Consider the following 25,284-nt stretch of genomic DNA (forward strand, 5'->3'; position numbering starts at 1 on the left):
GTTGCACTGAGACCGGTCAATCAACTGACCGGTCTCAGTGCAACCGACCGAAGTCGAACAGCCAGCCAGCCAGTCACCCAGCCAGCCAGCCACACTCACCCAGTGTTCTGCAGGCCCGCCGACACCCCGTTGACCGTCAGCAGCAGCAGGTGCTGCAGCCGGCCCTTGTAGTCGCCGTCCACGGCGGAGCCGCCGTCGGCCCCCGTGCGCAGCCCGCGCAGCGCGCGGACCTGCAGCAGCGACAGGGCGTCCACGTAGGGCGACCGCAGCTGCACGGCGCGGCCGAGCACGCGCTTGGACGCGAGCGGCCACTCGTTGCCGCTGATCCTCAGCACCCACTCGCGGGTCAGGCGGAGCTCGTCGAGCACCATCTGGGCCAGGTCGTCGCGGTCGCCGAGCGCGAGGTACTGCGCGGCGATGCGCTCGTCGGTCTTGGCGAGCGACATCTCGACGTTGTCGAGCATCGTTGCGAACAGCGGCCACTCGGCCCGCGCGGCGCGCAGCAGCTCGACGTCGCCGGCCGTGGCCAGCGCCGTGCCCAGGCCGAACCAGCCGGCGAGGTTGATGCGGGCCTGTGACCAGGAGAAGACCCAGGGGATCGCGCGCAGGTCGTCGAGCGAGTTGACCGACAGGCCGCGCTTGGCGGGGCGCGACCCGATCGGCAGCAGGCCGACCTCCTCCAGCGGCGTGACCTGCGCGAACCACTGCGGGAACCCGTCGGCCTTCACCAGCTCGTGGAACCGGGCGCGGGACGTCGCGTCGAGCTCGCCGGCGAGCGCGGCGAACTTGGCCGTCGCGCCCTCGTTGACGGCCTCGACCGACGGCGCGGACGCCAGCAGCGTCGCCGCGGCGACCTGCTCGATGTGCCGCGACGCGATGACCGGATCGCCGTAGCGGGCCAGGATGACCTCGCCCTGCTCGGTCAGCTTGAACCGGCCGTCCACCGAGTGCGGCGGCTGGGCCAGCACCGCGCGGTTGGCCGGGCCGCCGCCACGCCCGAGGGCGCCGCCGCGACCGTGGAACAGCGTGAGCTTGAGGTCGTTGGACCGCGCCCACTCGGCGATGCGCGACTGCGCGTCGTGCAGCGCGAGCGTCGCCGCCACGGGGCCGACGTCCTTGGACGAGTCCGAGTACCCGAGCATCACCTCGACGCGCCGGCCGTTCTCGGCCAGGCGCTTCTGCACCACGGGCAGCGTCAGCATCGAGTCCAGGATCGGCACCGAGTTCTGCAGGTCCGCGAAGGTCTCGAACAGCGGGATGGCGTCGATCACCGGCGCGCCGTCGGGATCGTCCGCGAAGGCGTAGGCCGCCAGCTCGTAGACGGCGGCGAGGTGCTCCGGCGCCTGCGTGAACGACACGATGTAGCGGCGGGCGGCCCGCTCGCCGAACCGGCTCTGGATCGCGCCGAGGGCGCGGTAGGTGTCGAGCACCTCGCGGGTGCGGTCGCCGAGCGCGCCGTCCACCCCGAGCTCGCGGATCTCGGCCAGCGCGGCGGCGTGCACCTGCGAGTGCTGCCGCACCTCGAGCTCGGCCAGGTGGAACCCGAAGGTCTGCACCTGCCAGACCAGGCGCTGCAGGTCGCCGTACGCGGCACGCGCCGCGCCGGTCGCCACCAGCGAGTCCTGGACCACGAGCAGGTCGGCCTCGAGCTGCTCGGCGTTCGCGTACGCCAGGTCGGCGTCGCGCGACCGGGTCGCGGCGACCCGCTCCGCGATCGCGAGCATGACCGCGCGGTGCGGCTCGTTCGGCGACGCCTCCTCGGCGCGCCGGGCCACGTCGGCGGAGAGCAGCCGGATGCGCCGCCACAGGGCGTTCAGGTCCGACGACGGCGTGGTGCCCTCCGCGTCGAGCGTGAGCTTGCGCCCCGTCTCGACCGCGAGGCGCTCCAGCGCCGTGAGCGCGTGCTCCGCGGCCAGGGTCGCGGCCTGCCGCGTCACCTCGGCGGTGACGTTCGGGTTGCCGTCGCGGTCGCCGCCGATCCAGGTGCCGAGCTTGACGAACGGCTTGGCCACGGGGGCCACGCGGCCGGCGTCCTCGGCCAGGAGCCAGTCGTCGAGCCGCCGGTACACGTCGCCGAAGACGTCCACGAGCACGGCGTCGAACACGCCCATGACCGTCTTGACCTCGTCGATCACGGACGGCTTGCTGGTCCGCACGGGCGCGGTGCGCCACATGGTGTCGATCTCGGCGAGGATCTGCCGCTCGTTCTCGGCGAGGGTCACGCCGCCGAGCCGGCGGGTGTCCCGCTCGGCCAGGTGGTCCGAGATCCGGCGGATGGTCCCGCTGATGGCCCGACGGCGGGCCTCGGTCGGGTGCGCCGTGAGCACGGGCCGGAACTCCAGCTCGTCGAGCCGCCGCAGCGCCTCGTCGCGGCCCACCTCCTCGGTGAGCCGGGCGAACGCCGCGGGGATCGTGTCCTCCAGGACGGCCGGGCCCGTCGTCGTCTCGGCCTCGCGGGCGCGCAGCACGCGCACCCGGTGGTACTCCTCGGCGAGGTTCGCGAGGTGGAAGTAGCAGGTGAACGCGCGGGCGACCTGTTCGGCGCGCTCCACGGAGAAGGACGCGACGACGTCGGCGGCCTCGTCCAGCGCGTGCGGCGACGGGTCGCCGTAGGCGCGGATCGTCAGCTCGCGCAGACGTTCGACGTCGTCCAGCAGGTCCTGGCCTCCGTCCTCGCGCAGGATCCTGCCGAGGAGGCCGCCGAGCAGGCGCACGTCCTCGCGCAGCGGGTCAGGTACCTCGTGCCGGGCGTTGCCGCGGACGGTCTGAGTTGATTCACTCACGGGCTAGAGCCTAGGCCGAGATTGCCATCCGACGTCCATCGCGTCCGATTGTTGGTCTGGTCATGACCTGGACTGCTCTGGTTGGCTGTCTGCCTGTGACCGGTTATGACGCTCAGTTCCTCGGTTTCGGCGTCCCGCTCCCCGTCTCCCCGGTCGAGCTGCGCGTGCTCGACTACACCCACTTCTCCGTGCTGCTGCACCCGGGCCGGCGGCTCGCCGCGGCCACGGCCTGCACCGTCGACGGCGCCACGCTCCAGGCGCTGCGCCGTTCCGGGCGCTGGCGGCTGGACGGCCGCGTCCCGAGCGCCGAGCAGTCCGGCGCCGAGCTCTACGCGGGCAACCCGCTCGACCGCGGGCACCTGGTCCGCCGGCTCGACCCGGTCTGGGGCGACGCCGAGACCGCGACGCGGGCCAACCACGACACGTTCACATACACGAACGCGGCCCCGCAGGTGAACAGGTTCAACCAGTCCAAGGAGCTCTGGAACGGGCTGGAGGACCACGTGCTGAGGTACGCGTCCGCCCACGACCACCGCCTGGCGGTCCAGACCGGCCCGGTCTTCGCGGCGGACGACCCGCTCTACCGCGGCGTCCGGATCCCCCGCCTCTTCTGGAAGGTCGTCGCGTGGGTGGGCCCCGCGCCCGACGGCGCCGCGGCGGGCGGCGCGGCCGCCGGCACGAGGCCGAGAATCCTCCAGTCGACCGGGTTCGTGCTGGACCAGACACCCCAGCTCGACGACGCCAAGCTGTACGAGATCACCGCCCAGGCCCTGGCCCGGGACGACATCCCGCCGCTCGGCCCGTTCCGCACCTACCAGGTGCCGGTGCGCGACGTCGCCGCGCTGACCCGCCTGGACCTCGGGCCGCTGCCGGGCGCCGACGTGCTCGCGGCGCCGCCGCCGGCCCGCCCGGCCGGACCGGCGGGCACCCGGCCCACGGACATCACGATCCACCGGCTCCCCCGGGCCCGGGCGTGGTCGGAGATCCGCACCCCCGACCAGATCGCCCTGCCCGGCCGCTGAGGAGTCGCCTACGCCGTCCGGCCGTAGGTCTCGAGGAGGCGGAGCCAGATCTCGCTGACGGTGGGGTAGGCGGGGACGGCGTGCCACAGCCGGTCGACCGGCACCTCGCCGGCGATCGCGATGGTCGCCGCGTGGAGCAGCTCGGCGACGTCGGGGCCCACCGCGGTGAAGCCGACGACCACGCGCCGGTCCTCGTCGACCACCATGGCGGCCCGGCCCGTGTACCCGTCGGCGTGCAGGGACGCGCCGGCCACGGCACCCAGGTCGTACTCGACCGAGCGGATGCGCAGCCCGGCCGCCTCGGCGCCGGCCGCGGTGTACCCCACACTCGCGATCTCGGGGTCCGTGAAGACCACCTGCGGCACGGCGCGCTCGTCGGCCGTGGCCGCGTGCCGGCCCCAGGGGGCGTCGTCCACGGGGGTCCCGGTCGCGCGGGCCACGATCGTGTCGCCCACGGCGCGGGCCTGATACTTGCCCTGGTGGGTCAGCAGGACGCGCCGGTTGACGTCGCCCGCGGCGTACAGCCAGCCGTCACCGACCGGGACGCCGTCGCCGCCGAGCACCCGCAGGGTGCCGTCGACCGCGAGCCAGTCGCCGGGCATGAGCCCCACGGTCTCCAGGCCCAGCTCGTCCGTGTTCGGCTTGCGGCCGGTCGCGACCAGCACCTCGTCGGCGGTGAGGTCCGTGCCGTCCGCGAGCGCGACGTGCACCGTGCCCTCGTCGTCGCGCCGGACCTCGACGGGCTGCGTGCTCAGGTGCAGCACCACGCCCTGCGCCTTGAGCGACTCCGCCACGAGCTCGCTCGCGAACGGCTCCGCCGCGGGCAGCAGCCCGTCGCGGGCGACGATCGTGACCTGGGCACCCAGGGCCGCGTACGCCGTGGCCATCTCGGCGCCGACCACGCCGCCGCCGATGACGGCGAGCCGTCCCTGTACGGCCTGGGCGGACGCCGCCTCCCGGCTGGTCCACGGGGCGACGTCGGCCAGCCCGGGGATCTCGGGCAGGCGCGCGCTGCTGCCGGTGGCGACGACCACGGCGTGCCGGGCCGTCAGCACGGTCGTGCCGCCGTCGGCGTCGGTCACCTCGACGGTGCGGGCGGCGCTGAGCCGCCCGGCCCCGCGGAACAGGGAGATCCCGGCCCCGGTGAGCCAGTCGACCTGGCCGTCGTCGTGCCAGTGGGACGCGAACTCGTCGCGGCGCGCGAACACGGCGGCGGGGTCGAGCTCACCGGTCACCGCGGCGCCGGCGCCCGGCAGGCTCCGGGCCGCGCGCAGCGCGGCGGCGTCGCGCAGCAGGGCCTTGGTGGGCATGCAGGCCCAGTACGAGCACTCCCCGCCCACGAGCTCACGCTCCACGATCGCGGCGGTCAGGCCACCCTGGACCACCCGGTCGGCGACGTTCTCGCCTACGGGTCCTGCACCGATGACGACGACGTCGAAGGTGGTCTCGCTCATGTCAGCTCTCCTTCTTGGCAACGCGGTGCAGGCGGAACGCCGAGACCAGGAAGAAGATTCCACCGAGCGTGGCGTACCCGGCCAGCGAGGTCAGGGCCGCGTCCGGGCCGCCGGCCATCATGAAGAACCCCGTGCCCGCGAAGACCGAGATGCCGCCGCTGAGGATCATGGGCCACTGGCCGCCGAGGCGGTAGCGGCTGACCGCGACGATGAGCTGCACGATGCCGGCGGTGATCGCCCAGACGCCCCAGACCCGCAGGACGGCGGGGATGCCCGAGGTGACGGCAACCCCCAGGCCGATGGCGGTCGCCAGGCTCAGCGCCATGTTGAAGTACAGGCCCACCGTGGGGCGCGCGGCCTTCGAGGACCGGAAGTCGACCACGGCGGCGGCGACGTCGAACAGCGGGTAGAGCACGAGCAGCCCGATCGTGACCGGGCCGAGGCTCTGCCCGACGACGAACAGCAGCGCGGCCCAGACGACGGCGAAGCCGAACCGGACGAAGTACAGGTTCCGCAGCGCGGTCGCGGTGGTCGCTGCGGATGCTTCCACGGTGGTGGACATGGGCGTTCCCTTCGGATGGCGGCCGCGGGAATCAATCCGCGCGGTCATTTGTCTAGGTAGACTGACTAGTAACTCTACCGATCGAGACAGTACACATCCAGGGCCGTCAGGCGCAAGGGGACGAGGAAAAGGGGACACGTATGATCGCGACCGTGCGCGGATCCATGTCAGACCGGCTGATCGAGGCGGCGAACGAGCTCTTCTACGCGCACGGCCTGCGCGCCGTGAGCGTGGACAAGGTGATCGAGCTCGCCGGCACCACGAAGGTGACCTTCTACCGGCACTTCCAGAGCAAGGACGACCTCGTGGTCGCCTACCTGGAGCACCGCGCGGCGCAGGAGCGCGCCGGGGTCGACGCGGCCATCGCCCACGGCGACGGCGACGTGGACGCGACGCTGCGCCTGATGGCCGACCACACCGGCGCGATGGCCTGCGCGCCCGACTTCCGCGGATGCCCGTTCATCAACGCGGCGGCGGAGTACCCCGATCCGGCCAGTCCCGTCCGCAAGGTCGTCGACGAGCACCGCGCCTGGTGGGTGAGCGCGTTCGAGCGCCTCGTCGCCCCGCTCCGGCTCGCCGAGCCGGGCGCCGTCGCGGAGGACCTCATGCTGCTGCGCGACGGCGTCATGGTCGCCGGCTACCTCGGCGACCCGTCCCGGGTCGGGGCCTCGTTCCTGCGGAGCTGCCGGGCCGTCGTCAGCGGGGCGGCGCGGGCGGCGTAGGTACGGGCGTCAGACCTCGTCCTGCCAGCGGTGCAGCGGCGCGTAGCCCAGCACCCGGCGGGCCTTGTCGATGCTCAGCAGCGTCTCGCGGCCCCGCAGCGGACGGCGCAGCGGCACGTCGGGGAACTGCTCGGCCACCAGGTCCGCCGAGTCCCGCTCCATGACGGTGTCCTCGTTGGCGATGACGAAGGCCTCGAACCCCGTGAAGTCCGCCTCCAGGGCGCGGCGCACGGCCTGCGCCCCGTCGCGGCCGTCGATGTAGCCCCACAGGTTCCAGCGCCGAGCCGCGGCGTCGTCCTGCCAGGACGGGAAGCGCGCGTAGTCCTCGGGGCGCATCACGTTGGAGAACCGCAGCGCCGCCACCTTGAGCTCCGGCTCCCAGCGCGTGAAGTGCCGGGCCATCTCCTCCTCGAGCGACTTGCCGAGCGAGTACGTGGACTGCGGCAGCACGTCGTACTCCTCGTCCACCGGGATGTACGGCGGCGGCACGTCGAACGGCAGGCCGAGCACTGTCTCGGACGACGCCGTGACCACGTTCCGCACGCCCACCACCTGCGCGGCGCGCAGCACGTTGTAGGTGCTGGGCACGTTGTTGCGGAACGTCGCGGCGTTGGTCGCCAGCCCGGGCGCGGGGATCGCGGACAGGTGCACGACGGCGTCGGCCGGGTGGCCCTCGTCCACGCCGGACAGCAGCTCGACGACCTGGCCGAGGTCGGTCAGGTCGGCGACCGTGAACCGGCCCGCGCTGCCCTGCTCGGGCGACACCCGGTCGGCCGCGACGACGTCGTACCCGGAGTCCGCCAGGTGCTCCACCACGAACCGGCCGAGCTTGCCGCTCGCGCCCGTGACCACTACCCGCTGCGTCGTTGCCATGCGTCTGATCCTGCCAGGTGGTCTCGACAGGCTCGACCAGCGGTGGCGAGCTCGACCAGCGGTGGCGGGCTCGACCAGCGGTGGCGGGCTCGACCAGCGGGGCGGCTCAGCCCAGGTTCTCCCGCAGCCAGGCGATGTCCGGTGCCATGTCGCCCTTGGTCTCGCAGATGACGGGGGCGCCCGCCGCGGCGATCACGCCGATCAGCAGGTCCTGGGGGATCTGCCCCTGGCCGAAGTTGGTGTGCCGGTCCGCGCCCGACCCCGCCTCGTCGCGCGAGTCGTTGGCGTGCACCAGGTCGATGCGGCCCGTGATCGCGCGGATCTGGTCGGCGGCCGCCGCGAGGTCGATCCCCCCGGCCCAGGCATGACAGGTGTCGAGGGTGAAGCCGACGTCGGCCCCGCCGTCCGCCTTGCTCACGGCCGCCCAGAGCTGCTCGATCCGCTCCAGGCGCCGCGCCATCGAGTGGTCGCCGCCCGCCGTGTTCTCGATGAGCACCGGGACGTCGGTCTCCAGCGCGTCGATCGCCTTGCGCCAGTTGTCGAAGCCCTTGGCCGGGTCGTCGTTCGCCGTGACGTGCCCGCCGTGCACCACCACGCCCTTGGCTCCGATCGCGCTCGCCCCGTCCATGATCTGCTGCAGCAGCTTGCGGCTCGGGATGCGGATCCGGTTGTTGGTCGAGGCCACGTTGATCACGTACGGCGCGTGCACGTAGAGCGCCAGGTCGGCCGCCTCGGCGTCGGCCCGGAGCGCCTCCGCGCCGCCCTCGTACGGCAGGTCCGGGACCTTCCAGGCCTGGGGGTCGCTGAGGAACACCTGCACCGCGTCCGCGTCGAGCGTCTTCGCCGCCCCGATCGCGTCGGCCAGGTCCACGTGCGCGCCGATTCTCACCATGGGCCCACCCTAGGACGGCTCACCGACATCCGGCGGTCGCGCGGGTCAGCCCAGCCGCCGGACCCCGACCTGGGAGACCTCCAGCAGGTTCCCGTCCACCGCCAGCAGCATCGTGTCCCCTCGCTCCGTCAGCACGTGCGACGACGTCCCGTCCCAGACCAGCTCGCCGGAGGCGATGTCGAGGGAGACGAGCTCGGTGTCGCTGGACCCGCTCTCCAGGAGCATCAGCAGGGACTGCCCGTCGGTGAAGGCCTGGGACACGTAGCCGCTCTCGTAGGGCCAGTCGTAGAGGCCGGACGCGGTGCGCCAGGTCCAGCGCACGGCACCCGTGGCGAGGTCCATCCCCCGGACGTCGCCGGTCCAGGTCGTGGTCACCACCGTGTCGTCGACCTGCGCGAGGTACTGCGCGGAGCCGTCCCGCACCGCGACGTCCCAGCGCCGCGCGCCGTCCGGGGTGTAGGACCGCAGCCGGCCGCCGGGCGGGTCCGTCGAGAGGAGCGTCGCCGAGCCAGGGTCGTCGGTGGTCCGCGGGCGGTTCAGGCTCCCGGCCACCCGGGCGACGACGCCGCCGTCCGCGGTGAAGAGCGTGCTGTCCATCGTGCCGTCGGAGCGCTGGGCGACGGTCTGCGCGACGTACCCGCCCGTGTCGAGGCCGAACACCCAGCCGAACCCGGGCACGCCCGCCATCGGCAGCACCGCGCCCTCCGTGGTGACGCCGACCCGGAAGCCGCAGCCCCACAGCTGCACGAGGGCCGGCTCGATCCGGGCGCCGAACCCCTCGGCGTCGAGGCGCTCACCGGTCTTGACGATGTCGTCCGACCGGTCCCAGGGCAGGGCGGGGCCGGCACGGCAGCCCTCGGCCGCCATCGGGCCGAACGGCACGGTCGCGCGCCAGCGCTCCTCGCCCGTGACCGCGTCCTCGGCGCGGAGCAGCAGGTCCCGCCCGTCCGTCACCGTGCCGCTGCACTCCCCCTCGTCCGGGCACTGGGCGCCGTCCGGCGCCGTCGGCGCGGGGCCCACCCGCCGGGCCCGCAGCACGGTCCCGTCCGGGCCGGGCCGGGCGTAGCCGTAGCGCTGCTCGTCCTCCGTGCCGAGCACGCGCGGGTCGGTGGGCACGCCGTCGGGCCCCACCGTGAAGGCCTCGCGCTCGGCGCCGGAGCCCTGCAGGCAGACCATGACCTTCGTCTCGACGTCCGACCAGCCGAGGTAGCCGGTGGGCCCGCAGTCGGGGTCCTCGCCCAGGGGTACGGTCCACGCCTCCTCGCCGGTGGCCGCGCGCAGGGCGAGCAGGCCGTCGGCGGACTCGAACGCCAGCAGGGGACCGAGGGCCGCGACCTGGTTGCCCTCGCCCTCGACGAGCGCCCTGCGGGAGCCCACGACGCCGCTCCACTCCCACACCTCGTCGAGCGGCGCCGACACGTCCACGACACCGCCGCGCACGTCCCGGATCTGCTCGGCCCGGGCGGCATCGTGCATGCCGTCGACGGCGACTCCGGTGCCCAGCACCGTGGCCAGGACCGCCCCGGCCGCGAGCGCCCGCCGCAGCGCCACCGAGGCGCGCACGGCGTCCGCCGGATAGGCCGCGGGAGGACTCACCGGGTCCGGGGCGGCCTCCGGTCCGGCCTGGTCCTGCTCCTCGGCGAGGGCTGGGGCGGGTGGCTGGTCCCGGTCCCCCTCGCCCTCGACGAGGTCGAAGACGAAAGCGTCGTCGTCCTCGTGACGAGCCATACCTCCGAGCGTATGCCGCACCGGGCCGAGGCTCACCCAGAGCGCCAGTCCTCACCCGGTCCGGTCAGCCCAGGCCGCGGACGCCGGACGGCGTGACCTCCATGAGCCGGCCGTCCACGGCCACCAGCGAGGTGTCGAACCCCTGGGCGAGACCCCCGTCCTCCGTCGTGCCGCCCTCCTGCTCCCAGACGACCTCGCCGGAGGCCGCGTCCAGCGCCACCAGCCCCGTGCCGCCGGAGCCGTTCTCGGTGACCAGCAGCACCGACTCGCCGTCGGTGAACGTCTGCGACACGTAGTGGTCCTCGCTGTAGCCGCCCGTGGCCTCGGTGCCGTCCCACCGCCAGAGCGTCTCGCCGGTCGCGCCGTCGAGTCCCCGGACGTCACCGACCCCGGTCATGACCAGCATCGTCCCGGCGACCTCGGCGAGGAAGCGCTGACCGCCGGACCGGGACGTGGACCGCCAGCGGAACGTCCCGTCGGTCCCGTAGGCGCGCAGGTCGGCGTCGGCGGTGCCCATGGCGAGCAGCGTGCCCGGGCCGGAGCCGTCGGACACGGCCGGCTCCAGCGCGTACCCCGGGACCTCGGCGACGACGCGGCCGTCGGCGGCGTACAGGACGGTGCGCACCTCGTCGTCGAACATGACCTCGGTGAAGCCGCCCGTGGACAGGATGTCCACACCGCCCCTGCCCGGCTCGGCCCCGGTGCCGAGCGGCCTCCCGCCCGGGGTGACGGCGGACTCGATGCCGCAGCCGTACAGCTGCACCAGGTCGGGGCCGATCCGTGCGCCGAACACCCCCGGGTCGATCATCTGGCCGAGGTCGACGGCGTTGGCCGAACCGTCCCAGGACGTGCCGAGCCAGTTGTTGCACTGGTCTGCGCGGGTGGGCCGGAACGGGACGTCGACGCTCCAGCGCTCGGCCCCCGTGACGGCGTCCTCGGCGCGGACGGCGAGATCCTGGCCCGCCTCCACCGTCCCCTCGCACTCGCCGGTGTCGGTGCAGCGGGCGTCGCCCCGGTCCACGGCCGACGCCGGTCCCGTGCGCCGCGCGCGCAGCACCGTCCCGTCCGGCCCGGGCCGGGGCGGCCCGTACCGCTCCGCGTCCGCGGGCGCGAGGCCCCGCGGCGCGGAGACCTGGCCGTCCGGCCCGACCACCGCGACGGTCCGGTCCTCGCCGGGACCGGTGAGGCAGACCAGGGACGTCGTCGCGATCCGGGACCATCCCGCGGTGCCGAGGGGTCCGCAGTCCGGGTCCTCGCCGAGCGGGACGGTCCACGCCTCCTCGCCCGTCTCCGGGCGCAGCGCGACGAGCTCGCGGTCGGACTGGAACACGAGGACGTCGCCGAGCACCGCCACCTCGCTCCCGCGCCCCTCGTCCGCGGCCTCGCGGGAGCCCACCAGCCCCGCCCACCGCCAGGTCTGGGTCAGCGGCCCGGAGACGTCGGCGACGCCGCCGTCGACGTCGCGCATCCGCTCCATCCGGGCGTCGTCCCGCGCGCCCTCGACGGCCAGGCCGGTACCGAGCACCACGGCGAGCACCGCGGCGACCGGCCCGAGGACGCGCAGCCTGCGGTCCGGGTGGCCCGCCGGCGACCGCGGCTCGTCCGGTCCGGGACCCTCGCCGTCGGCGCCGGCCGGGTCGGCGGAGCGGGCGCGGACGGACGGCGTCGCCGGGTCCCCTGCGTCGTCGTCGACCAGGTCGAAGACGAGCCGACCGCCGTCGCCCGGTTCGCGCACCATGTCGTCGAGGGTATGTCGCCTGGCGCGCGCTCTCATCCGAGACCGCGGACGCCGAGCGACCCGACTTCCAGCAGGTGCCCGTCCACGGCGATCAGGTCGCCGGTCACGCCCTGCCGCACGACGTCGCCGTCGTGCGGGTCGAGCGTGGTGCGGGCCCCGCCGGCCTCCTCCCAGAGGAGCTCGCCCGTGCCCGCGTCGAGGGCCACCATGCCCCGCGCCACGGTGCCGCTGCCCTCGGCGAGCAGCAGCACGACCTCGCCGTCGGTGAACGCCTGGACCACGTACGCGGTCCCGAAGTAGCCGCCGTCCGCCTCCTCGTCGGGGTCCGAGCCGTCCCAGAGCCACCGCTCCTCGCCCGTGGCCAGGTCGAGCCCGCGGACGGTCCCGGCGCCGCTGGTGATCACGGCTGTCTCGCCCACCTGGGCGAGGAACTCCTGCCCGCCGGACTGGAGCGCGATGTCCCAGCGCGCGGACCCGTCGGCGTCGTGGGCCGCGAGGCGGCGCCGGGGCTCGTCGATCGCGAGCAGGGTGTCGGCGCCGACCTGGTCCGTGGCCTTGGGGGTGATGACGTACCCAGGGATCTCGCCGACCGTCGTGCCGTCGGCGGCGTACATCAGGGTGCGCGCGATGTCGGCCCAGCTCATGCCCAGGTAACCGCCGGAGTCGAGCCGGCCGACGACGCTGGACCCCGGTTCGAGCCGGCTGCCCAGCAGCACGCCCGAGGCCGTGACCGCCGCCTGGACGCCGCAGCCCTCCACGTTCACGAGGTGGGCACGGACCCGGGCGCCGAAGGCGTCGGGCGCGAGCTGGCCGATGAGGTGGACGCGGTTGCCCGAGCTGCCCCAGGCCGAGCCGAACGTGCTGGTGCACAGCGCGGCCTCGGTGGAGCGGAAGGGCACGGTCACGCGCCAGCGCTCCGCGCCGGTGACGGCGTCCTCGGCGCGCAGCACGAGGTCGCGGCCGGCGGTGACGCTCCCGGAGCACTCGCCCGACGCGTCGCACCTGACGTCGCTCGGGATCCGCGCCTCGGGTCCCACGCGCCGCGCGCGCAGCACCGTGCCGTCCGGCCCGGTGTGCGGCGGCCCGAACTCCCTCGTGTCCGCGGCGTCGAGCAGCCGCGGGCGCGAGGCCTCGCCGTCGGGGCCCACCACGAACACCTCGGTGTCCTGGCCGCGCTCCTGCAGGCAGACCAGGGCGGGGGTCACCGGGTCGTCCCACACGGGCGACACCGTGGGGCCGCACTCCGCGCCCTCACCGAGCCCGACCGTCCAGGCCTCCTCGCCAGTGGCCGGGTCCAGCGCGACCAGCTCGCCCTCCGACTCGAACACCAGCGCGTCGCCGAGCACGGCGACGTCGGTGGTGCCCTCGCCGACGTCGACCTTCCCGGCCCAGGACCACTCCTCGCCCAGCGGCACGGACAGGTCTGCGACGCCCCCGGGCACCTCGCGCATCCGGTCCATCCGGGCGGCGTCCCGCGCGCCGTCGACCCCCAGCCCCGTGCCCAGCGCCACGGCCACGAGTGCGAGGACCGGCGCCGCCCGGCGCCACGTCAGGACCTGGCCGCCCGACGCCGGCCCGCCCGCCGGGAGCCCGTCCGTGCCCTCGCCCGGGCCGGCCGGGCCGCCGTTGCCGTCGCCGCCCTCGCCGTCGTCCGGGCGGTCCCGGTCGTCGATGCCGACCGTCCGGGTCGCGCCGGGATCGGCCGCGTCGTCGTCGACCAGGTCGAAGACGAACGCAGCGCCGTCGTCCGGATCGCGCGCCATGCGGCGAGCGTAACGCCGCGGGATGCCTCGGATCAGCCCCCTGCGGGCCTCAATCCAGGCCGGTCAGACCGTCCTTGCTGATCTCCACGAGCTCGCCGTCGACGGCGACGGCGGTGCCCGCGACCGGCGCGATCCACCGCTCCTCGCCCGTACCCAGGTCGAGCGCCACGAGCATGCCGCCGGCCTTGCCGTCCTGGGGCAGGTGCTCCATGGCCACCGTCCGCCCGTCGGTCAGCGTCCGGAAGCGGGCCATCCCGGTCAGGTCGCCACCGTCCCAGGCCCAGACCTGGTCCCCGGTCTCGCGGGCCAGCCCGACCACCCGGCCCCCGCGGTCCGCGACCACCACGTCCCGGCCGACGAGCAGGATGCTCTGGCTCTTCCGGTCCGTCCAGGCCACCGAGCCGTCGGCCCGCAACGCGTCGAACCCGTAGGGCGACCGGGACGCGAACCACAGGTCGTCGGGGGCATCGGGTGCGCGGGTCCCGACTCCCATCCAGCCGGGCAGGGTGCGCACGACCGTCCCCTCGTCGTCCACGACGAGGGTCTCCATGGCGCCGGCCTCGACGGCGAACAGGCCCCCGCCCAGCTCGGTCACCCAGGCACCCGACACCACCGGTGCCACGTCGCCCCCGTCGCCCTCCCCGCCGGAGCCGCCGGCGGACTCGCCGGCGAGGTCGAGCCGGACCCCCTGCGCCGACAGCGTCGCGGCGACACCGCAGCCGTCCACGACTACCGACTCGGCCCCGGTGCGCATCGTGACCCGGTACGTGTCGACGGTCGTCCGCCCGCTGTCGGCGACCTGCTGCTGGCAGTTGACGGTCTCCGTGGGCCGGAACTCGACCGTGGTTGCCCAGCGTTCCGCGCCGGTCGCGGCGTGCTCGGCCACGACGCGCACGTCCCGGCCCTGTTCCAGGACCGACGGCGTGCACGTGCCGAGGTCGTCGCACAGCACCTCCTCGGCCGCGGCGGCGCCGCCGGTGCGGGTCACCCGGATCAGCAAACCGTCGGGGCCGGGGGAGACCTGCTCGCCGTCCGCCAGGTCCGCCGGCCGGGACCGGGTGGTGCCGTCGGGCGCGACAGTCAGCACCTCGCGGGCGTCCTCCGGGCCGTGCACGCACACCAGCGCGTCGACGGACACCGACGCGTCCTGGGCGGTCGGCCCGCACACCGGGTCCTCGTCCAGGGGCACCCGCCAGGCGACCTCGCCCGAGCCCGGGTCGACGGCGACGACGTCGTCGAACCCGACCGGGACGGCTTCGGCCAGGCCGGTGAACGGATCCACGGTGTAGCTCTGCGCGGTGCCGGGCGGCAGCACCAGCAGCCCGTCCATGGTCACGAGCGGCTGGTCCACGTACGCCTCGTCGGCCGTCGGCGTGGGGACGTCGAACGGCACGGTCCAGCCCCGCTCGGGCATCTCGGCCAGCGACGCCACCCCGACGGGCGAGGTGCGCATCAGCTCCGCGCGCAGGTGGTCCCGCACCAGGTCGACGGCGGTCATCCCCGCCACGACGACGGCGACGACCGCCGCGGTGAGCAGCCAGGTGCGGCGCGACAACCGGGGGAGCCGGGGCAGACGCCGCCCGGGGGAGTCCTCCGGGGGTGCGCCGGCGGCCTGCGCCACACCGTCCGGCCCCTCGCCCTCGACCAGCTCGAAGACGACGGGTTCCTGCTGGTCAGGCCGCGGCATGGCCGGATCCTAGCCGCGTAACCTGCGAGTCACCCCAGTCCCACGACGCCCTGCTGGGTGATCTGCGCGAGATAGCCGTCCACGCTGACCAGCTGGGTGTACGGGGTGTCCTGCTCGATCTCCCAGCGCACCGAGCCGTCGCGCAGGTCGATCGCGACCAGCCGCAGCCCCGAGTCGCCGCCCGCGGGGTCGCCGGACACCGGGAGCAGCAGGGTGTCGCCGTCCGTGAAGGCTCCGAAGACCAGCGAGCTCACGTCCCACGTCCCGTCGCCGAGGCCGAGCGCCTCGGGGTCGAGCGTCCAGCGCTCCGCGCCCGTGCCGAGGTCGATCCCCCGCACCTGCCCGAGCTCGTCCACGACGACACCGGTACCGGCGACGCGGGCGAGCAGCTCGGTGGCACGGAGCACCGAGACGCTCCAGAGCTGTTCCCCGGCGTCGCGCCCCTCGGTGGACCGGCCCTCGGTGTGCACGCCCACCCGCTCCAGCAGCAGGCCCGGGTCCCGGCCGTCGGTGGCCCACGGCACGAGCACCTGACCGTCGAGCCGCAGGGTCTCGCCGTCGGGCAGGTGCACCACCTGGTTGGGCGTCTCGGCACCAGCCGCCGCCGGGTCGGGCCCGGCCCAGCCGCCGTCGGGCAGCGCCGTGAAGGATCCCGTCGCCCCGCCCGCCGGCGCGTCGGTCGTGTCCTTCGGGTTGTCGAGGCGCGTGCCGTCGAGCAGGAACGCCGCCGAGACCCCGCAGCCCTCGACCTCCAGGACCCCGTTGCTCAGGTCGCCGTACACAGCGCCGACGAGGTCCAGCACCGGGGTGGGGGTGTCGGGGTCCTCCGGGCCGGAGTTGTAGGAGACGCACAGGTTCGCGTCCGCCGGGCCGGCGGCGACGTCCGCGCTCCAGCGCTCCGCGCCGGTCGCCGCGTCCTCGACCCGGACCGTCAGGTCCGGCGCGACGAAGCCCTTGGGCAGGTGCGGCGTGCCCACCTTGTCGACCACGACCGGCTCCTGCTCGTGCTCGCCGCCCGCGAGCTCGAGATAGATCAGGCCGCCGTCGGGCGCGGGCTGCACCGTGGCGCCGGCCTCCAGCTCCCGGGTGGTCGATCCGCCGTCCGGCTCGACCACCGTGACACCCTGGTCGCCGTCCTCCGACACCGTGACGCAGACCAGCTTCTCGACCGGGAGCGCCCCCAGCGGGCCGCCGACGCCGAGGGCACCCAGCGGGCCGCAGTCCACGGCGTCGGCGACGTCCACGGTCCACCGGACCGCGCCCGTCGCCGGGTCGAGACCCTGGACCTTCGCGTCGCCGACGACCGCGAGCACACCCGGCATCCGGACGAGGACCGCCGAGATCGGGTTCTCCAGGTCGACCGACCACTGCTCGGTGGGCCGCTCCGCCAGGCTGCGGGTGCCGGACGGCGTGGCGAGCAGCGCGCGCTCGCGCAGCGCGCCGTTGACCAGCACCCCGGCCACGACCGCCACCACGACCACCACGGCGGTCCCGCCCGCCAGCAGGACCCGGCCACGGCGCGTGGCGGGCACCCGCCGGCGCACGGCCGCGCCGCCGCGCCGCACCGTCCGCCCGACGGCGGACCGCGCGCCCGCGAGCGCCACCGCCGCCCGGCCCGGCGCGCGCGGCGCGGGCTCCGCGTCCGGCCCGGCCGCGTCGTCCGTGTCGGCACCGTCGGTGTCGGCACCGTCCGTGTCGGCACCGTCGGGCTCGGTGGCGTCCGGGTCCGCGCCGCTGCGGGACGAGCCCGGGACCTCGTCGATCAGGTCGAAGGTGTGCACCTTCTCGGGATCGGAGCTCCCGGGCGCGGCGGAGTCGGGCTGGGTGCGTTCGGTCACGCCCCGAGGGTAGTGCCCCGGTCCGAGGCCAGGGCGGACTTCCACGTGACCCGGCCGCCGGTCTGCATCAGGGCGCCGCGGTAGGCGCGCTCGCTGAGCAGCACGGCGCCGAGCGTCGTGACCACGAGGACGAGGAGCGACACGAGAGGCTCCCACCAGAGCGCGTCGCCGTTGAGCACCCGCACCGGCATGGACACGATGGACGCCGGCGGCACGTAGGACAGGACCCGTTCGAGCACGCCGTCGGCCGAGAACGTCACGATGTAGACGCCCATGAGCAGCATCATCAGGGGGGTCGTCGTGTACTGGAGGTCCTCGGTGCGGGACGCGAGCGAGCCGGCGACCGCGTACAGGGCCGCGACGGCGACGAACCCGACGGTGAAGAACACGACGAACCAGATCATCGTGGCCGTCATCGCGGGCAGCACCGCCGACAGGTCGGTGAAGGAGAGCCCGACGAGCCCGATGCCGGCGAGCAGCAGGTTCTGCGCCAGCGCGATCACGGAGCTGCCGATGATCTTGCCCGCCAGGAGCTGCCGCAGCGGCACGGCGGTCGCGATGATCTCGACCAGCCGGGACTGCTTCTCCTCGATCACGCTGCCCGCGATCATCGCGCCCGAGCCGACCGCGCCCGTGAAGAACAGGAACGCGAGCACGAACCCGGCGAAGAACACGACCTGCGGGTCCACGGGGTTGCCGTCGAGCCGCTCGGTCTCGATCTCGCTGCCCGCCGTGAGCTCCTCGATGGTGGTGCCGGCGCCGTCGGCCCGGTCGGCCATGACCTGGTCGCGCACCGTCGTCCCCAGCAGCTCGGCCAGGCCGCCGTCGGGCTCGCGCCAGCCGGACAGGGACCAGCCGGTCCCGGCGTCGTCGGCCGTGGCCGTCGCGCCGGTCGTGCCGGAGCTGAGCCAGGCGTCGGCGGTCTCGTCCTCGAGGGCGGCCTCGGCCGCCGCGGCGTCGTCCACCCGCAGGACGGTGAGCTCGATCCCCTCGTCCGACGTCGCGGCCTCCTCGCGCGCCGACTCGACGGCCGTCAGGGCCGCCTCGTCCCCGGTCACGACGGCGACGTCGAACGAGTCTGTGCGGCTGTCCATGTAGGCGCTGAAGCCGATCAGGCCGCCGATCATCGCCACGGTGACCGCGAGGCCGATCAGGAACCCCTTGTTGAGCGCCCGCACGACGATCTCGCGGGTCGCCACCAGCATCCATGCACTGTTCACGAGGTCACCTCCCGGTAGATCTGGGCCAGCGTCGGTCGCACCGGGGAGAACTCCTGGACGGCCCCCCGCTCCAGGGCGGCGGACAGCAGGCGGGTCGCCGCGGCATCGTCGTGCACCTCGACCAGGGCGGACGGGCCGTCGACGTCGACCGCGAGCACGCCCGGCACGCCGCGCACGAACCCGGCGTCGCCCGCCAGCACGAGCCGGTGCCGGGTTACCCCCTTGGCGCGCAGGTCGTCGGGGGTGCCGTTCGCGAGGACCCGGCCACCGCCGAGGATGACGAGCCGCTCGCACAGCCGCTCCACGAGGTCGAGCTGGTGCGAGCTGAACAGCACGGGCACGCCGCGCCGGGTGTGCTCGCGCAGCAGGTCGGCCATCGCGTCGACGGCCGCCGGGTCGAGCCCGCTGAACGGCTCGTCCAGGACGAGCGCCTTGGGCTGCCCCATGACCGCGGCGATGATCTGCACCCGCTGCTGGTTGCCGAGCGACAGCTTCTCGACGTGGTCCTTGGCCCGGCCCGCCAGCCCCAGCCGTTCGAGGTGCTCCAGCACCTCTCGGCGGGCGGCGGGCGCATCGATGCCGCGCAGGCGCGCCAGGTAGACGAGCTGGTCCAGCACGGGCTGCTTGGGGTAGAGGCCGCGCTCCTCGGGCATGTAGCCGAACTCGCGACGGTCGTGCCGGGTGACCGGGGCGCCGTCGAACAGCACCTCGCCGCTCGTGATCGCCAGGACGCCCATGATCATCCGCATGGTCGTCGTCTTTCCGGCGCCGTTCCCGCCGACGAACCCCGTGAGCAGGCCCGACGTCGCGGCGAAGCTCACGCCGTCCACCGCCCGCCGGGGTGTGTCGCCCGAGGCAAACACGCGGGTCAGGTCCCGCACCTCCAGATCGCTCATGGCCGTCACGCTAAGGGGCCGACGGCGGTGGCGGGATCCGCCGCAAGGCGGAACCACGCTCCGCCCTGCGACGGGTCCCGCGGACCCACCCCGGCCCGCGCCCGGGAAAATGTCACAAGATCGGCATTTCGAGTTGCAGTTCTTATGACATTCTGTGGGCCACTCTCGCCCGACCCGGCCATGAACGCGGGGTTTGACCTGGTATTACAAGCCCCGGTTGCCGACGACGTCGTGCCACGTATTGTCCCGACCGGAACACCGCTCGAACAAGGGCGGCGCTGAACGGTTCGAAAGCCCTCCGCGGCGGAATGTGCGACGCACTCCCGGCGGAAGATCCACGGTTCGGTCCCCAGGACCGGACGTCGCGGTCGAGGGCACCGAGCAACAACTGAAGCTGCAGGGGGAGCAAAGCGTGCGCAAGCGATTGATCGTCACAGGAACGGCGGCGGCCTTGGTGCTGACCGCCGGAATCATGGGTGCCGTCGCGGTGCAGCCGGCGAGCAAGGACCAGGGCCGGCTCACGTCGGCCGGGGCCGCGCTGCCCGACACCACGCAGGGGCTGCCGCCGATGATGCTGAAGCGCGAGCCGGTGGCGAGCACCGGCGAGAAGGGGACCGTGGACGTCCACGGCAAGCCCGCGCCCCAGCAGAACCCGTTCACCTACACGCCGCCGGCCGCGCGCGAGCCCGCACAGGAGCAGCCGCGCAGGGCCTACCAGCCGCCGGCCGGCCACCACACGATCACGCCCGGCCAGGGCGGCAGCACCGGCGGCGGGAGCATCCCCGTCCAGCCGGCGAAGCCGACCGTCAGGCCCACGCCCGAGCCGACGGACCCGCCCACCCAGAAGCCGACGCCCACGCCGAAGCCCACCCCGAAGCCGACGCCGACCCCCACCCCGACGCCGACTCCGACCCCCACGCCGGAGCCGACCCCTGAGCCGTCGGACCCGCCGTCGGAGGAGCCCACCGACCCGCCGACCGTCGAGCCGACGTCGCGGCCGACCCCGGAGCCGTCGCCCACGCCGACGCCGTCGGCCAGCCCGACCCCGGAGCCCTCGGCGAGCCCGTCCGCGGAACCGTCGACGAGCCCGTCGCCGGAGCCGTCCGCCAGCCCTTCTGCGGAATAGGTTAAATAGTCCCTTTTCCGGGATATCGCCGGAATGCTGAAAGCGGGGTCCGGTCGCGGACCCCGCTTTCAGGCGGCCTTACCGATCATCAGGCCCGGGAATTACCTGGGCACCAGGAGCATGCGCGGCCGGCTAGACGGGTTTGAGGCTCCGGTTCAGGCCGGCGATACCGTCCTTGAACTGCTTGCGCACCGGAGCACTGATAGCAGCACCCACCTCGTCGATCACCTCAGCGAATGCCGCCGGGATCTCCTCCCACAGCTCTCGGCCACGCTGGACCAGCCAGTCGGCCTCGACGCCCAGATCGACGGAAGCCTTCTCGACCTCGCGCCAGCCGATACGTCGGACCCGGTACTCGCCGCCGAGCTTCATGGCGAGCCTGCCCTGATAGAAGACTTCCCGTTCGTCCATGACGAGCGCGGCGGACATCAGGTCGTACAGGGGGGCGAAGGCAGTGATGCCTCCCACGTGGATCAACGCGTAGTTCTTCGCGTGCGCGTCCGTGCCGGCGGTCAGCCAGTTGAACACCACCGCCTCGGCGAACCTCTGCCTCGTACGTTCGAGCCGCCGGGGCGCCACCACCCTTCCGAGCAAGGCCGCGACGTCCGCCGCAGACGGACCCCCGTCAGCCTGGTACTTGAGCGTCCGGGACAGACCAAGCGCCTGGCACATGTCTTCCTGGTGCACTCGCCGGGGCGAGACACCCGAGGGCATTGCCCCTTCCGTGTCCGTGCGATCGAAACGCTCGACGACGACGGCCAGCTCGTCCCCGAACCGGCAGAGCTCGGTCCCGGCCGCGAGCAGCCCCAGCTTCCGCGCCGCACGCATGGTCACGTACTCGGCGGCGTCACTGCTGTCGAGGCGCGCGACACCGACCTTGAAGATGTGGGTGCTGGGCGCCCGGCCCGTCGGCAGCCCCCACCCTCCGTCGACGCCCCGCGCCAGCGCGAACTTGCCCTGCTGACCACCGAGCGACCACCTACCGCCGGTCTCCTCGAAGTCCCATGCGCTGTCGTCCCGCCGGAGCGCTCGGAGGTGCGCCGCGATCTCGCCGTCGTCGAGCGGGACGAAGTCACCGGCGCTGTCGAACGTCTCGCCATCGCGCAGGAACTGAACCGCACCCGCGCAGTCCACTCCCATGTGTTTGAGCAGGTTGAAAGCCGTGACTCGGCGCTCGTCGAACTCTCTTGCCCATCGGACGCGCACGTCGTCGTTGTCCGGCAGCAGGTTGTCGATCCACGGTCGGACACTCGCATCAGCATGATCCTGGACCAGGAGAGGAAGCGAGACGGACAAAGGAGTGGCCCCCGGCGCGGACCGATACGCATCGTCATACCGAAATCGGAGCGACCCGTCGTCCGCCTGATCCAGTGTCCCGATGAACACGCCGTCGAACCAGACGGTGAGCCGCTCAGCCATCGCCGTCACCGATCAGGCGATCGAGCTGCGCGGACGCCACGTCCGGGGAGACATCCACCACCAGGTCGACCCACTGGAGGGCACGCAGCACGAGGTCGAGCCGGGCGTTCGGCGACCCCGACTCGACGGCCACCACCCACGCCCGGGAGGTCCCGACCGCTTCGGCGAGCTGGGCCTGCGTCATCCCCTGGCGCGTTCGGCCGTCGCGCAGCAGCACGCCCATGTCCGCGGCATTCGCGACGCGCATCCGAGCCTCCTCATGTCAACGATCGGTGACATCAAGAGTGTATGTCACCGATCGTTGACACGCACCCACCATGTCAACGATCGGTGACATCGGCTCAGACCAGGCCCACCCGGTGGGCCAGGACCACGGCCTGGACCCGGTCGCGCAGGTGCAGCTTGGACAGCACGTTCGAGACGTGCGTCTTGATCGTCGCCTCGCCGAGGAACAGGGTGGAGGCGATCTCGGCGTTCGACAGCCCGGTGCCCACGAGCTCCAGCACCTCGCGCTCGCGCGGTGTGAGGAGCGTCAGCCCGGCAGGAGCCGGCTCCGTCGTCGGGCGCGGGCCGGGCACCGTACCCGACGGCGCCCGCTCGCCCGCCACCATCTGCTCGATCACGCGCCGCGTGACCTGCGGTGCGAGCAGTGCGTGCCCCGCGGCCACCGTCCGCACCGCCTCCACGAGGTGCTCCGCGTCGGAGTTCTTCAGCAGGAACCCCGAGGCGCCGGCCGCGAGCCCGTCGAACACGTACTCGTCGTGGTCGAACGTCGTCAGCACCAGCACCTTCGCCAGGTTCTCCGCGACGATGCGGCGCGTGGCCTCGATACCGTCCATGACCGGCATCTGCACGTCCATCAGCACGATGTCGGGCCGCAGCTCGCGGGTCAGCTCGATCGCGGCCGCGCCGTCGCCGGCCTGGCCGACCACCTCGAAGTCGTCCTCCACCGACAGGATGAGGGAGAAGCCGGAACGCACCAGGGCCTGGTCGTCGACCAGCAGGACGCGCGTCATCGGGCCACCTCCGTGCGAGCCTCAGGCCGGGCCTGCGGCCGGGCGGACGGCGCCGCGTCCTGCGGCCGGGCCTCAGGCCGGGCCGACGGCGCGGCGTCCTCCGGGGCGGGCAGCGGGAGCCGCACGCGCACCCGGTACCCGCCGGTCGCCCGCGGCCCGATCTCGACCACGCCCCGGTGGGTCGAGACACGCTCCCGGATGCCGAGCTGCCCCAGCCCCGAGCCCGACGTCCCGTGGCGCGGCCGGCCGTCGTCGAGCACCTCCACCTCCGCGAACCCGTGCGCGAACCGCTCGTCCGCCAGCGGCTCAGGGCCGCGCACCACGCGGAGCGTGACCGTCGCGGACCGAGCCGTCGAGTGCTTGCGCACGTTCGCCATCGCCTCCTGAGCAGTCCGGTAGAGACTGAGCCCCATGGGGTCGGGCACGTCCCGCGCCGCGCCCGGAGGCTCCTCGACCTGGCGGAACGTGGTGTCCAGTCCGTCGTGGTCGGCGGCCGCCAGCGCCGGCAGGTCGGCCAGCCCCGGTTCGGGCGCGCGGGAGGCGGTGTCCGAACCGGTGGACCCTCCGCCGTCGGGCACCGAGCGCAGGGTGCCCACCAGGTTGCGCATCTGCGTGACTCCCTCGCGCGACTCGCGCTCGATGGTCGCGAGCGCCTCCGCGGCCAGCGCGGGGTCCCGGTCCAGCACGCGCCGCGCTGCCGCCGCCTGGATGCCGATGACAGACACGTGGTGCGCGACGACGTCGTGCAGCTCGCGCGCGATCCGGACCCGCTCGGTGACCACTGCCTGGTCGGTGAGCGCGGCCGCCTGCCGCTCGATGGTGACGGTCTGGTCGGCCAGCAGCTCGCGCCGGCGCGCGGCGTTCCACTGCATCTGGCCCGCCAGCACCGCGCCGCCGAAGAACGCGATGTTGATGATGACCTGATAGATGGCGCTGGCGAGGTATGGGTCCACCTGGCCGGGCCAGTCGGCGGGCGTCGGGAACTCGTCCAGGATGGTCTCGATGCCCTGCTGCACCGCGAACATCCAGCCGACCCACCCCAGCATCACCATGGTGCACGCGCTGACCACGATGAGCATGGCCCGCCGGTCACGCGCCCAGGCCACGGCGGTGAACATCGCGACGAAGTACATGATCTGCATCGGCATGAGCATCGTGACCGCCGGGATGGTCAGCCCGAGCGCGAACCATGCCGCGTACACGAGCACCAGCGAGATCAGCGGATAGCGGCGGCGCCACGCGAGCGGGACCGTGCTGGCCACGCCGAGCACGAACACGAGCCACATCGGCACGTCGATGTCCTCGAAGAGGCCCATGCTGTGGCCGAGTTCGATCGAGAGGGCCGCGAGCACGGCGAAGCCGGCGCCGAGCAGCAGGTCGCGGCGGTACCCCCGCCGGCCGGCGGGCACCCGCTCCCAGTCGGCGTCCACGCCGAACCAGTCGGCCAGCCGGCCGAGGCGGCCCTCGGCGGGCACACCGCCGGCTGCCCGCGCGGACGCGGCGTCGGCGGGGCGTCCGGCGTCGGGCTGCCGGGAAGCGGGCGGTGGTGGTGCGACGGCCATGCCCCAAGGGTAGGAACCCGGTGGCGCGGGCGCTTCCACCTTGAGGCGGAGTCGTATTGCTGGACACGGCCGCCCGGTTGGCGCAAGGTGGCGAGCACCGGCCCGACGAAGGGAAGTCCGACGATGACGTTCTGGATCTGCAGCACCTGCGGCGTGGAGCACGAGTCCCGGCCCGAGGTCTGCGCGGTCTGCGCCGACGAGCGGCAGTGGGTGCCCGCCGACGGGCAGCGCTGGACCACGCTGGAAGAGCTCGCGGCCAACGGCGAGAGCATCGCGGTCGAGGAGCTCGAACCGGACCTGTTCGGCCTCAACACGGTGCCCGACGTCGGCATCGGACCCACCGCGAAGATCGCCCGGACCGCGGCGGGGAACCTCATGTTCGACGTCCCCGGCTACGTCGACGACGCCGCCGTCGACGCCGTGCGGGAGCTCGGCGGGCTCGCGTACATCGTCGCGAGCCACCCCCACATGTACGGGGTGCAGGTCGAGTGGAGCCGCCGGCTGGGCGGTGTCCCGATCCTGGTCAGCGAGGCCGACGCCGGCTGGCTCGCCCGGACCGACGACGCCGTCGAGCTGTGGAAGGGCGACCGCGAGATCCTGCCCGGCGTGACGCTCAGCCAGCCGGGCGGGCACTTCCCGGGGTCCGCGGTGGCGCACTGGGCGGCCGGCGCCGGGGGCAAGGGCGTGCTGCTCAGCGGCGACACGATCTTCGCGAACCCGGACCGCACGTCGGTGTCGTTCATGCGCAGCTACCCGAACCGGATCCCGCTGTCGGGATCGGTGGTGCAGCGGGTGGCGCAGCACGTGGCGCGGTTCGAGTTCGACCGGCTCTACAACAACTTCCGGGGCGTGATCCCCGTGGACGCGCGGGCGATCGTGCTGCGCTCGGCCGACCGGCACGCGGCCTGGACGAGCGGCGCCAACGACCACCTGACATAGCCCCGCACGTGTCAGACGTACAGGTCACCGGAGTGACCTGTACC

The 25,284-nt window shown here is 73.8% G+C and carries 20 protein-coding genes; 4 read left to right on the forward strand and 16 right to left on the reverse strand.

Annotated elements, in window-relative coordinates:
• Positions 1-95: 95 nt before the first annotated feature.
• The gene (locus ACFU5G_RS18210; RefSeq protein ID WP_377247714.1) at positions 96-2,783 is read right to left on the reverse strand and encodes a phosphoenolpyruvate carboxylase; all 2,688 of its coding nucleotides are present in this window, start codon (positions 2,781-2,783) and stop codon (positions 96-98) included.
• 95 nt (positions 2,784-2,878) lie between these two features.
• Here ACFU5G_RS18210 and ACFU5G_RS18215 point away from each other — a divergent pair, with 95 nt between their 5' ends.
• Positions 2,879-3,805 carry a DNA/RNA non-specific endonuclease gene (locus tag ACFU5G_RS18215; RefSeq protein WP_377247717.1) on the forward strand — a complete coding sequence of 309 codons (927 nt, stop codon included), beginning with the start codon at positions 2,879-2,881 and terminating at the stop codon, positions 3,803-3,805.
• Between the two features lie 8 nt (positions 3,806-3,813).
• Here ACFU5G_RS18215 and ACFU5G_RS18220 read toward each other — a convergent pair whose 3' ends face one another.
• Together ACFU5G_RS18220 and ACFU5G_RS18225 are read right to left on the reverse strand one after the other, a co-directional pair.
• Complete coding sequence (locus ACFU5G_RS18220; protein WP_377247720.1) at positions 3,814-5,259, reverse strand: dihydrolipoyl dehydrogenase family protein; 1,446 nt, start codon at positions 5,257-5,259, stop codon at positions 3,814-3,816.
• Position 5,260: 1 nt separating this feature from the next.
• Complete coding sequence (locus tag ACFU5G_RS18225) at positions 5,261-5,821, reverse strand: hypothetical protein (protein ID WP_377247723.1); 561 nt, start codon at positions 5,819-5,821, stop codon at positions 5,261-5,263.
• Positions 5,822-5,961: 140 nt separating this feature from the next.
• Here ACFU5G_RS18225 and ACFU5G_RS18230 point away from each other — a divergent pair, with 140 nt between their 5' ends.
• Entirely contained in the window at positions 5,962-6,543 is a 582-nt protein-coding gene (locus ACFU5G_RS18230; protein ID WP_377247726.1) for a TetR/AcrR family transcriptional regulator, read from the forward strand.
• Between the two features lie 9 nt (positions 6,544-6,552).
• Here the strand turns inward: ACFU5G_RS18230 and ACFU5G_RS18235 are convergent, their stop codons facing one another.
• The 9 genes from ACFU5G_RS18235 to ACFU5G_RS18275 form a co-directional block, all read right to left on the reverse strand.
• Positions 6,553-7,416 (reverse strand): NAD-dependent epimerase/dehydratase family protein, encoded by an 864-nt coding sequence (locus ACFU5G_RS18235; protein ID WP_377247729.1) that lies wholly within the window; start codon positions 7,414-7,416, stop codon positions 6,553-6,555.
• Between the two features lie 106 nt (positions 7,417-7,522).
• On the reverse strand, positions 7,523-8,308 hold the full coding sequence (locus tag ACFU5G_RS18240; RefSeq protein ID WP_377247732.1) for a deoxyribonuclease IV: 786 nt from the start codon (positions 8,306-8,308) through the stop codon (positions 7,523-7,525).
• A 45-nt stretch (positions 8,309-8,353) separates the two neighbouring features.
• A complete protein-coding gene (locus tag ACFU5G_RS18245) occupies positions 8,354-10,036 on the reverse strand; it encodes a PQQ-binding-like beta-propeller repeat protein (RefSeq protein WP_377247735.1) in 1,683 nt (560 codons plus the stop codon).
• A gap of 64 nt (positions 10,037-10,100) precedes the next feature.
• Positions 10,101-11,774 carry a PQQ-binding-like beta-propeller repeat protein gene (locus tag ACFU5G_RS18250; RefSeq protein WP_377247738.1) on the reverse strand — a complete coding sequence of 558 codons (1,674 nt, stop codon included), beginning with the start codon at positions 11,772-11,774 and terminating at the stop codon, positions 10,101-10,103.
• Between the two features lie 32 nt (positions 11,775-11,806).
• Complete coding sequence (locus tag ACFU5G_RS18255) at positions 11,807-13,537, reverse strand: PQQ-binding-like beta-propeller repeat protein (protein WP_377247741.1); 1,731 nt, start codon at positions 13,535-13,537, stop codon at positions 11,807-11,809.
• 49 nt (positions 13,538-13,586) lie between these two features.
• Complete coding sequence (locus tag ACFU5G_RS18260; protein WP_377247744.1) at positions 13,587-15,224, reverse strand: PQQ-binding-like beta-propeller repeat protein; 1,638 nt, start codon at positions 15,222-15,224, stop codon at positions 13,587-13,589.
• Positions 15,225-15,253: 29 nt separating this feature from the next.
• Positions 15,254-17,062 (reverse strand): PQQ-binding-like beta-propeller repeat protein, encoded by a 1,809-nt coding sequence (locus ACFU5G_RS18265; RefSeq protein ID WP_377247747.1) that lies wholly within the window; start codon positions 17,060-17,062, stop codon positions 15,254-15,256.
• Entirely contained in the window at positions 17,059-18,282 is a 1,224-nt protein-coding gene (locus ACFU5G_RS18270; RefSeq protein WP_377247750.1) for an ABC transporter permease, read from the reverse strand. Before ACFU5G_RS18270 ends, ACFU5G_RS18265 begins: the two co-directional genes overlap by 4 nt.
• A complete protein-coding gene (locus ACFU5G_RS18275; protein WP_377247753.1) occupies positions 18,279-19,178 on the reverse strand; it encodes an ABC transporter ATP-binding protein in 900 nt (299 codons plus the stop codon). The genes ACFU5G_RS18270 and ACFU5G_RS18275 overlap by 4 nt, the downstream gene beginning before the upstream one ends.
• A gap of 412 nt (positions 19,179-19,590) precedes the next feature.
• Between ACFU5G_RS18275 and ACFU5G_RS18280 the strand changes: the two genes are divergently transcribed.
• Positions 19,591-20,304: a hypothetical protein gene (locus tag ACFU5G_RS18280; protein WP_377247756.1), complete on the forward strand. Its 714-nt coding sequence runs from the start codon at positions 19,591-19,593 to the stop codon at positions 20,302-20,304.
• 132 nt (positions 20,305-20,436) lie between these two features.
• On the opposite strand, the gene ACFU5G_RS18285 is transcribed toward ACFU5G_RS18280, so the two are convergent.
• From ACFU5G_RS18285 to ACFU5G_RS18300, 4 genes are all read right to left on the reverse strand, one after another.
• Entirely contained in the window at positions 20,437-21,723 is a 1,287-nt protein-coding gene (locus ACFU5G_RS18285; RefSeq protein ID WP_377247759.1) for a type II toxin-antitoxin system HipA family toxin, read from the reverse strand.
• Positions 21,716-21,970: a helix-turn-helix transcriptional regulator gene (locus ACFU5G_RS18290; protein WP_377247762.1), complete on the reverse strand. Its 255-nt coding sequence runs from the start codon at positions 21,968-21,970 to the stop codon at positions 21,716-21,718. The genes ACFU5G_RS18285 and ACFU5G_RS18290 overlap by 8 nt, the downstream gene beginning before the upstream one ends.
• Positions 21,971-22,064: 94 nt before the next feature.
• A complete protein-coding gene (locus ACFU5G_RS18295) occupies positions 22,065-22,739 on the reverse strand; it encodes a response regulator (protein WP_377247765.1) in 675 nt (224 codons plus the stop codon).
• A complete protein-coding gene (locus ACFU5G_RS18300; protein ID WP_377247768.1) occupies positions 22,736-24,301 on the reverse strand; it encodes a sensor histidine kinase in 1,566 nt (521 codons plus the stop codon). The genes ACFU5G_RS18295 and ACFU5G_RS18300 overlap by 4 nt, the downstream gene beginning before the upstream one ends.
• A 123-nt stretch (positions 24,302-24,424) precedes the next feature.
• Between ACFU5G_RS18300 and ACFU5G_RS18305 the strand changes: the two genes are divergently transcribed.
• Positions 24,425-25,240, forward strand: coding sequence for a hydrolase (locus ACFU5G_RS18305; protein WP_377247771.1), 816 nt, complete (start codon positions 24,425-24,427; stop codon positions 25,238-25,240).
• The last annotated feature ends 44 nt before the right edge of the window (positions 25,241-25,284 follow it).

Source organism: Promicromonospora sp. NPDC057488, assembly GCF_042802395.1.
GTDB lineage: Bacteria > Actinomycetota > Actinomycetes > Actinomycetales > Cellulomonadaceae > Promicromonospora.

Bases quoted from the DNA above. Each gene is read 5' to 3' on its own strand.
- ACFU5G_RS18300 (WP_377247768.1), bottom strand. From the start codon at position 24,301: ATGGCCGTCGCACCACCACCGCCCGCTTCCCGGCAGCCCGACGCCGGA.
- ACFU5G_RS18250 (WP_377247738.1), bottom strand. From the start codon at position 11,774: ATGGTGCGCGAACCGGGCGACGGCGGTCGGCTCGTCTTCGACCTGGTC.
- ACFU5G_RS18285 (WP_377247759.1), bottom strand. From the start codon at position 21,723: ATGGCTGAGCGGCTCACCGTCTGGTTCGACGGCGTGTTCATCGGGACA.
- ACFU5G_RS18245 (WP_377247735.1), bottom strand. From the start codon at position 10,036: ATGGCTCGTCACGAGGACGACGACGCTTTCGTCTTCGACCTCGTCGAG.
- ACFU5G_RS18240 (WP_377247732.1), bottom strand. From the start codon at position 8,308: ATGGTGAGAATCGGCGCGCACGTGGACCTGGCCGACGCGATCGGGGCG.
- ACFU5G_RS18275 (WP_377247753.1), bottom strand. From the start codon at position 19,178: ATGAGCGATCTGGAGGTGCGGGACCTGACCCGCGTGTTTGCCTCGGGC.
- ACFU5G_RS18235 (WP_377247729.1), bottom strand. From the start codon at position 7,416: ATGGCAACGACGCAGCGGGTAGTGGTCACGGGCGCGAGCGGCAAGCTC.
- ACFU5G_RS18225 (WP_377247723.1), bottom strand. From the start codon at position 5,821: ATGTCCACCACCGTGGAAGCATCCGCAGCGACCACCGCGACCGCGCTG.
- ACFU5G_RS18260 (WP_377247744.1), bottom strand. From the start codon at position 15,224: ATGCCGCGGCCTGACCAGCAGGAACCCGTCGTCTTCGAGCTGGTCGAG.
- ACFU5G_RS18230 (WP_377247726.1), top strand. From the start codon at position 5,962: ATGATCGCGACCGTGCGCGGATCCATGTCAGACCGGCTGATCGAGGCG.
- ACFU5G_RS18255 (WP_377247741.1), bottom strand. From the start codon at position 13,537: ATGGCGCGCGATCCGGACGACGGCGCTGCGTTCGTCTTCGACCTGGTC.
- ACFU5G_RS18290 (WP_377247762.1), bottom strand. From the start codon at position 21,970: ATGCGCGTCGCGAATGCCGCGGACATGGGCGTGCTGCTGCGCGACGGC.
- ACFU5G_RS18220 (WP_377247720.1), bottom strand. From the start codon at position 5,259: ATGAGCGAGACCACCTTCGACGTCGTCGTCATCGGTGCAGGACCCGTA.
- ACFU5G_RS18305 (WP_377247771.1), top strand. From the start codon at position 24,425: ATGACGTTCTGGATCTGCAGCACCTGCGGCGTGGAGCACGAGTCCCGG.
- ACFU5G_RS18295 (WP_377247765.1), bottom strand. From the start codon at position 22,739: ATGACGCGCGTCCTGCTGGTCGACGACCAGGCCCTGGTGCGTTCCGGC.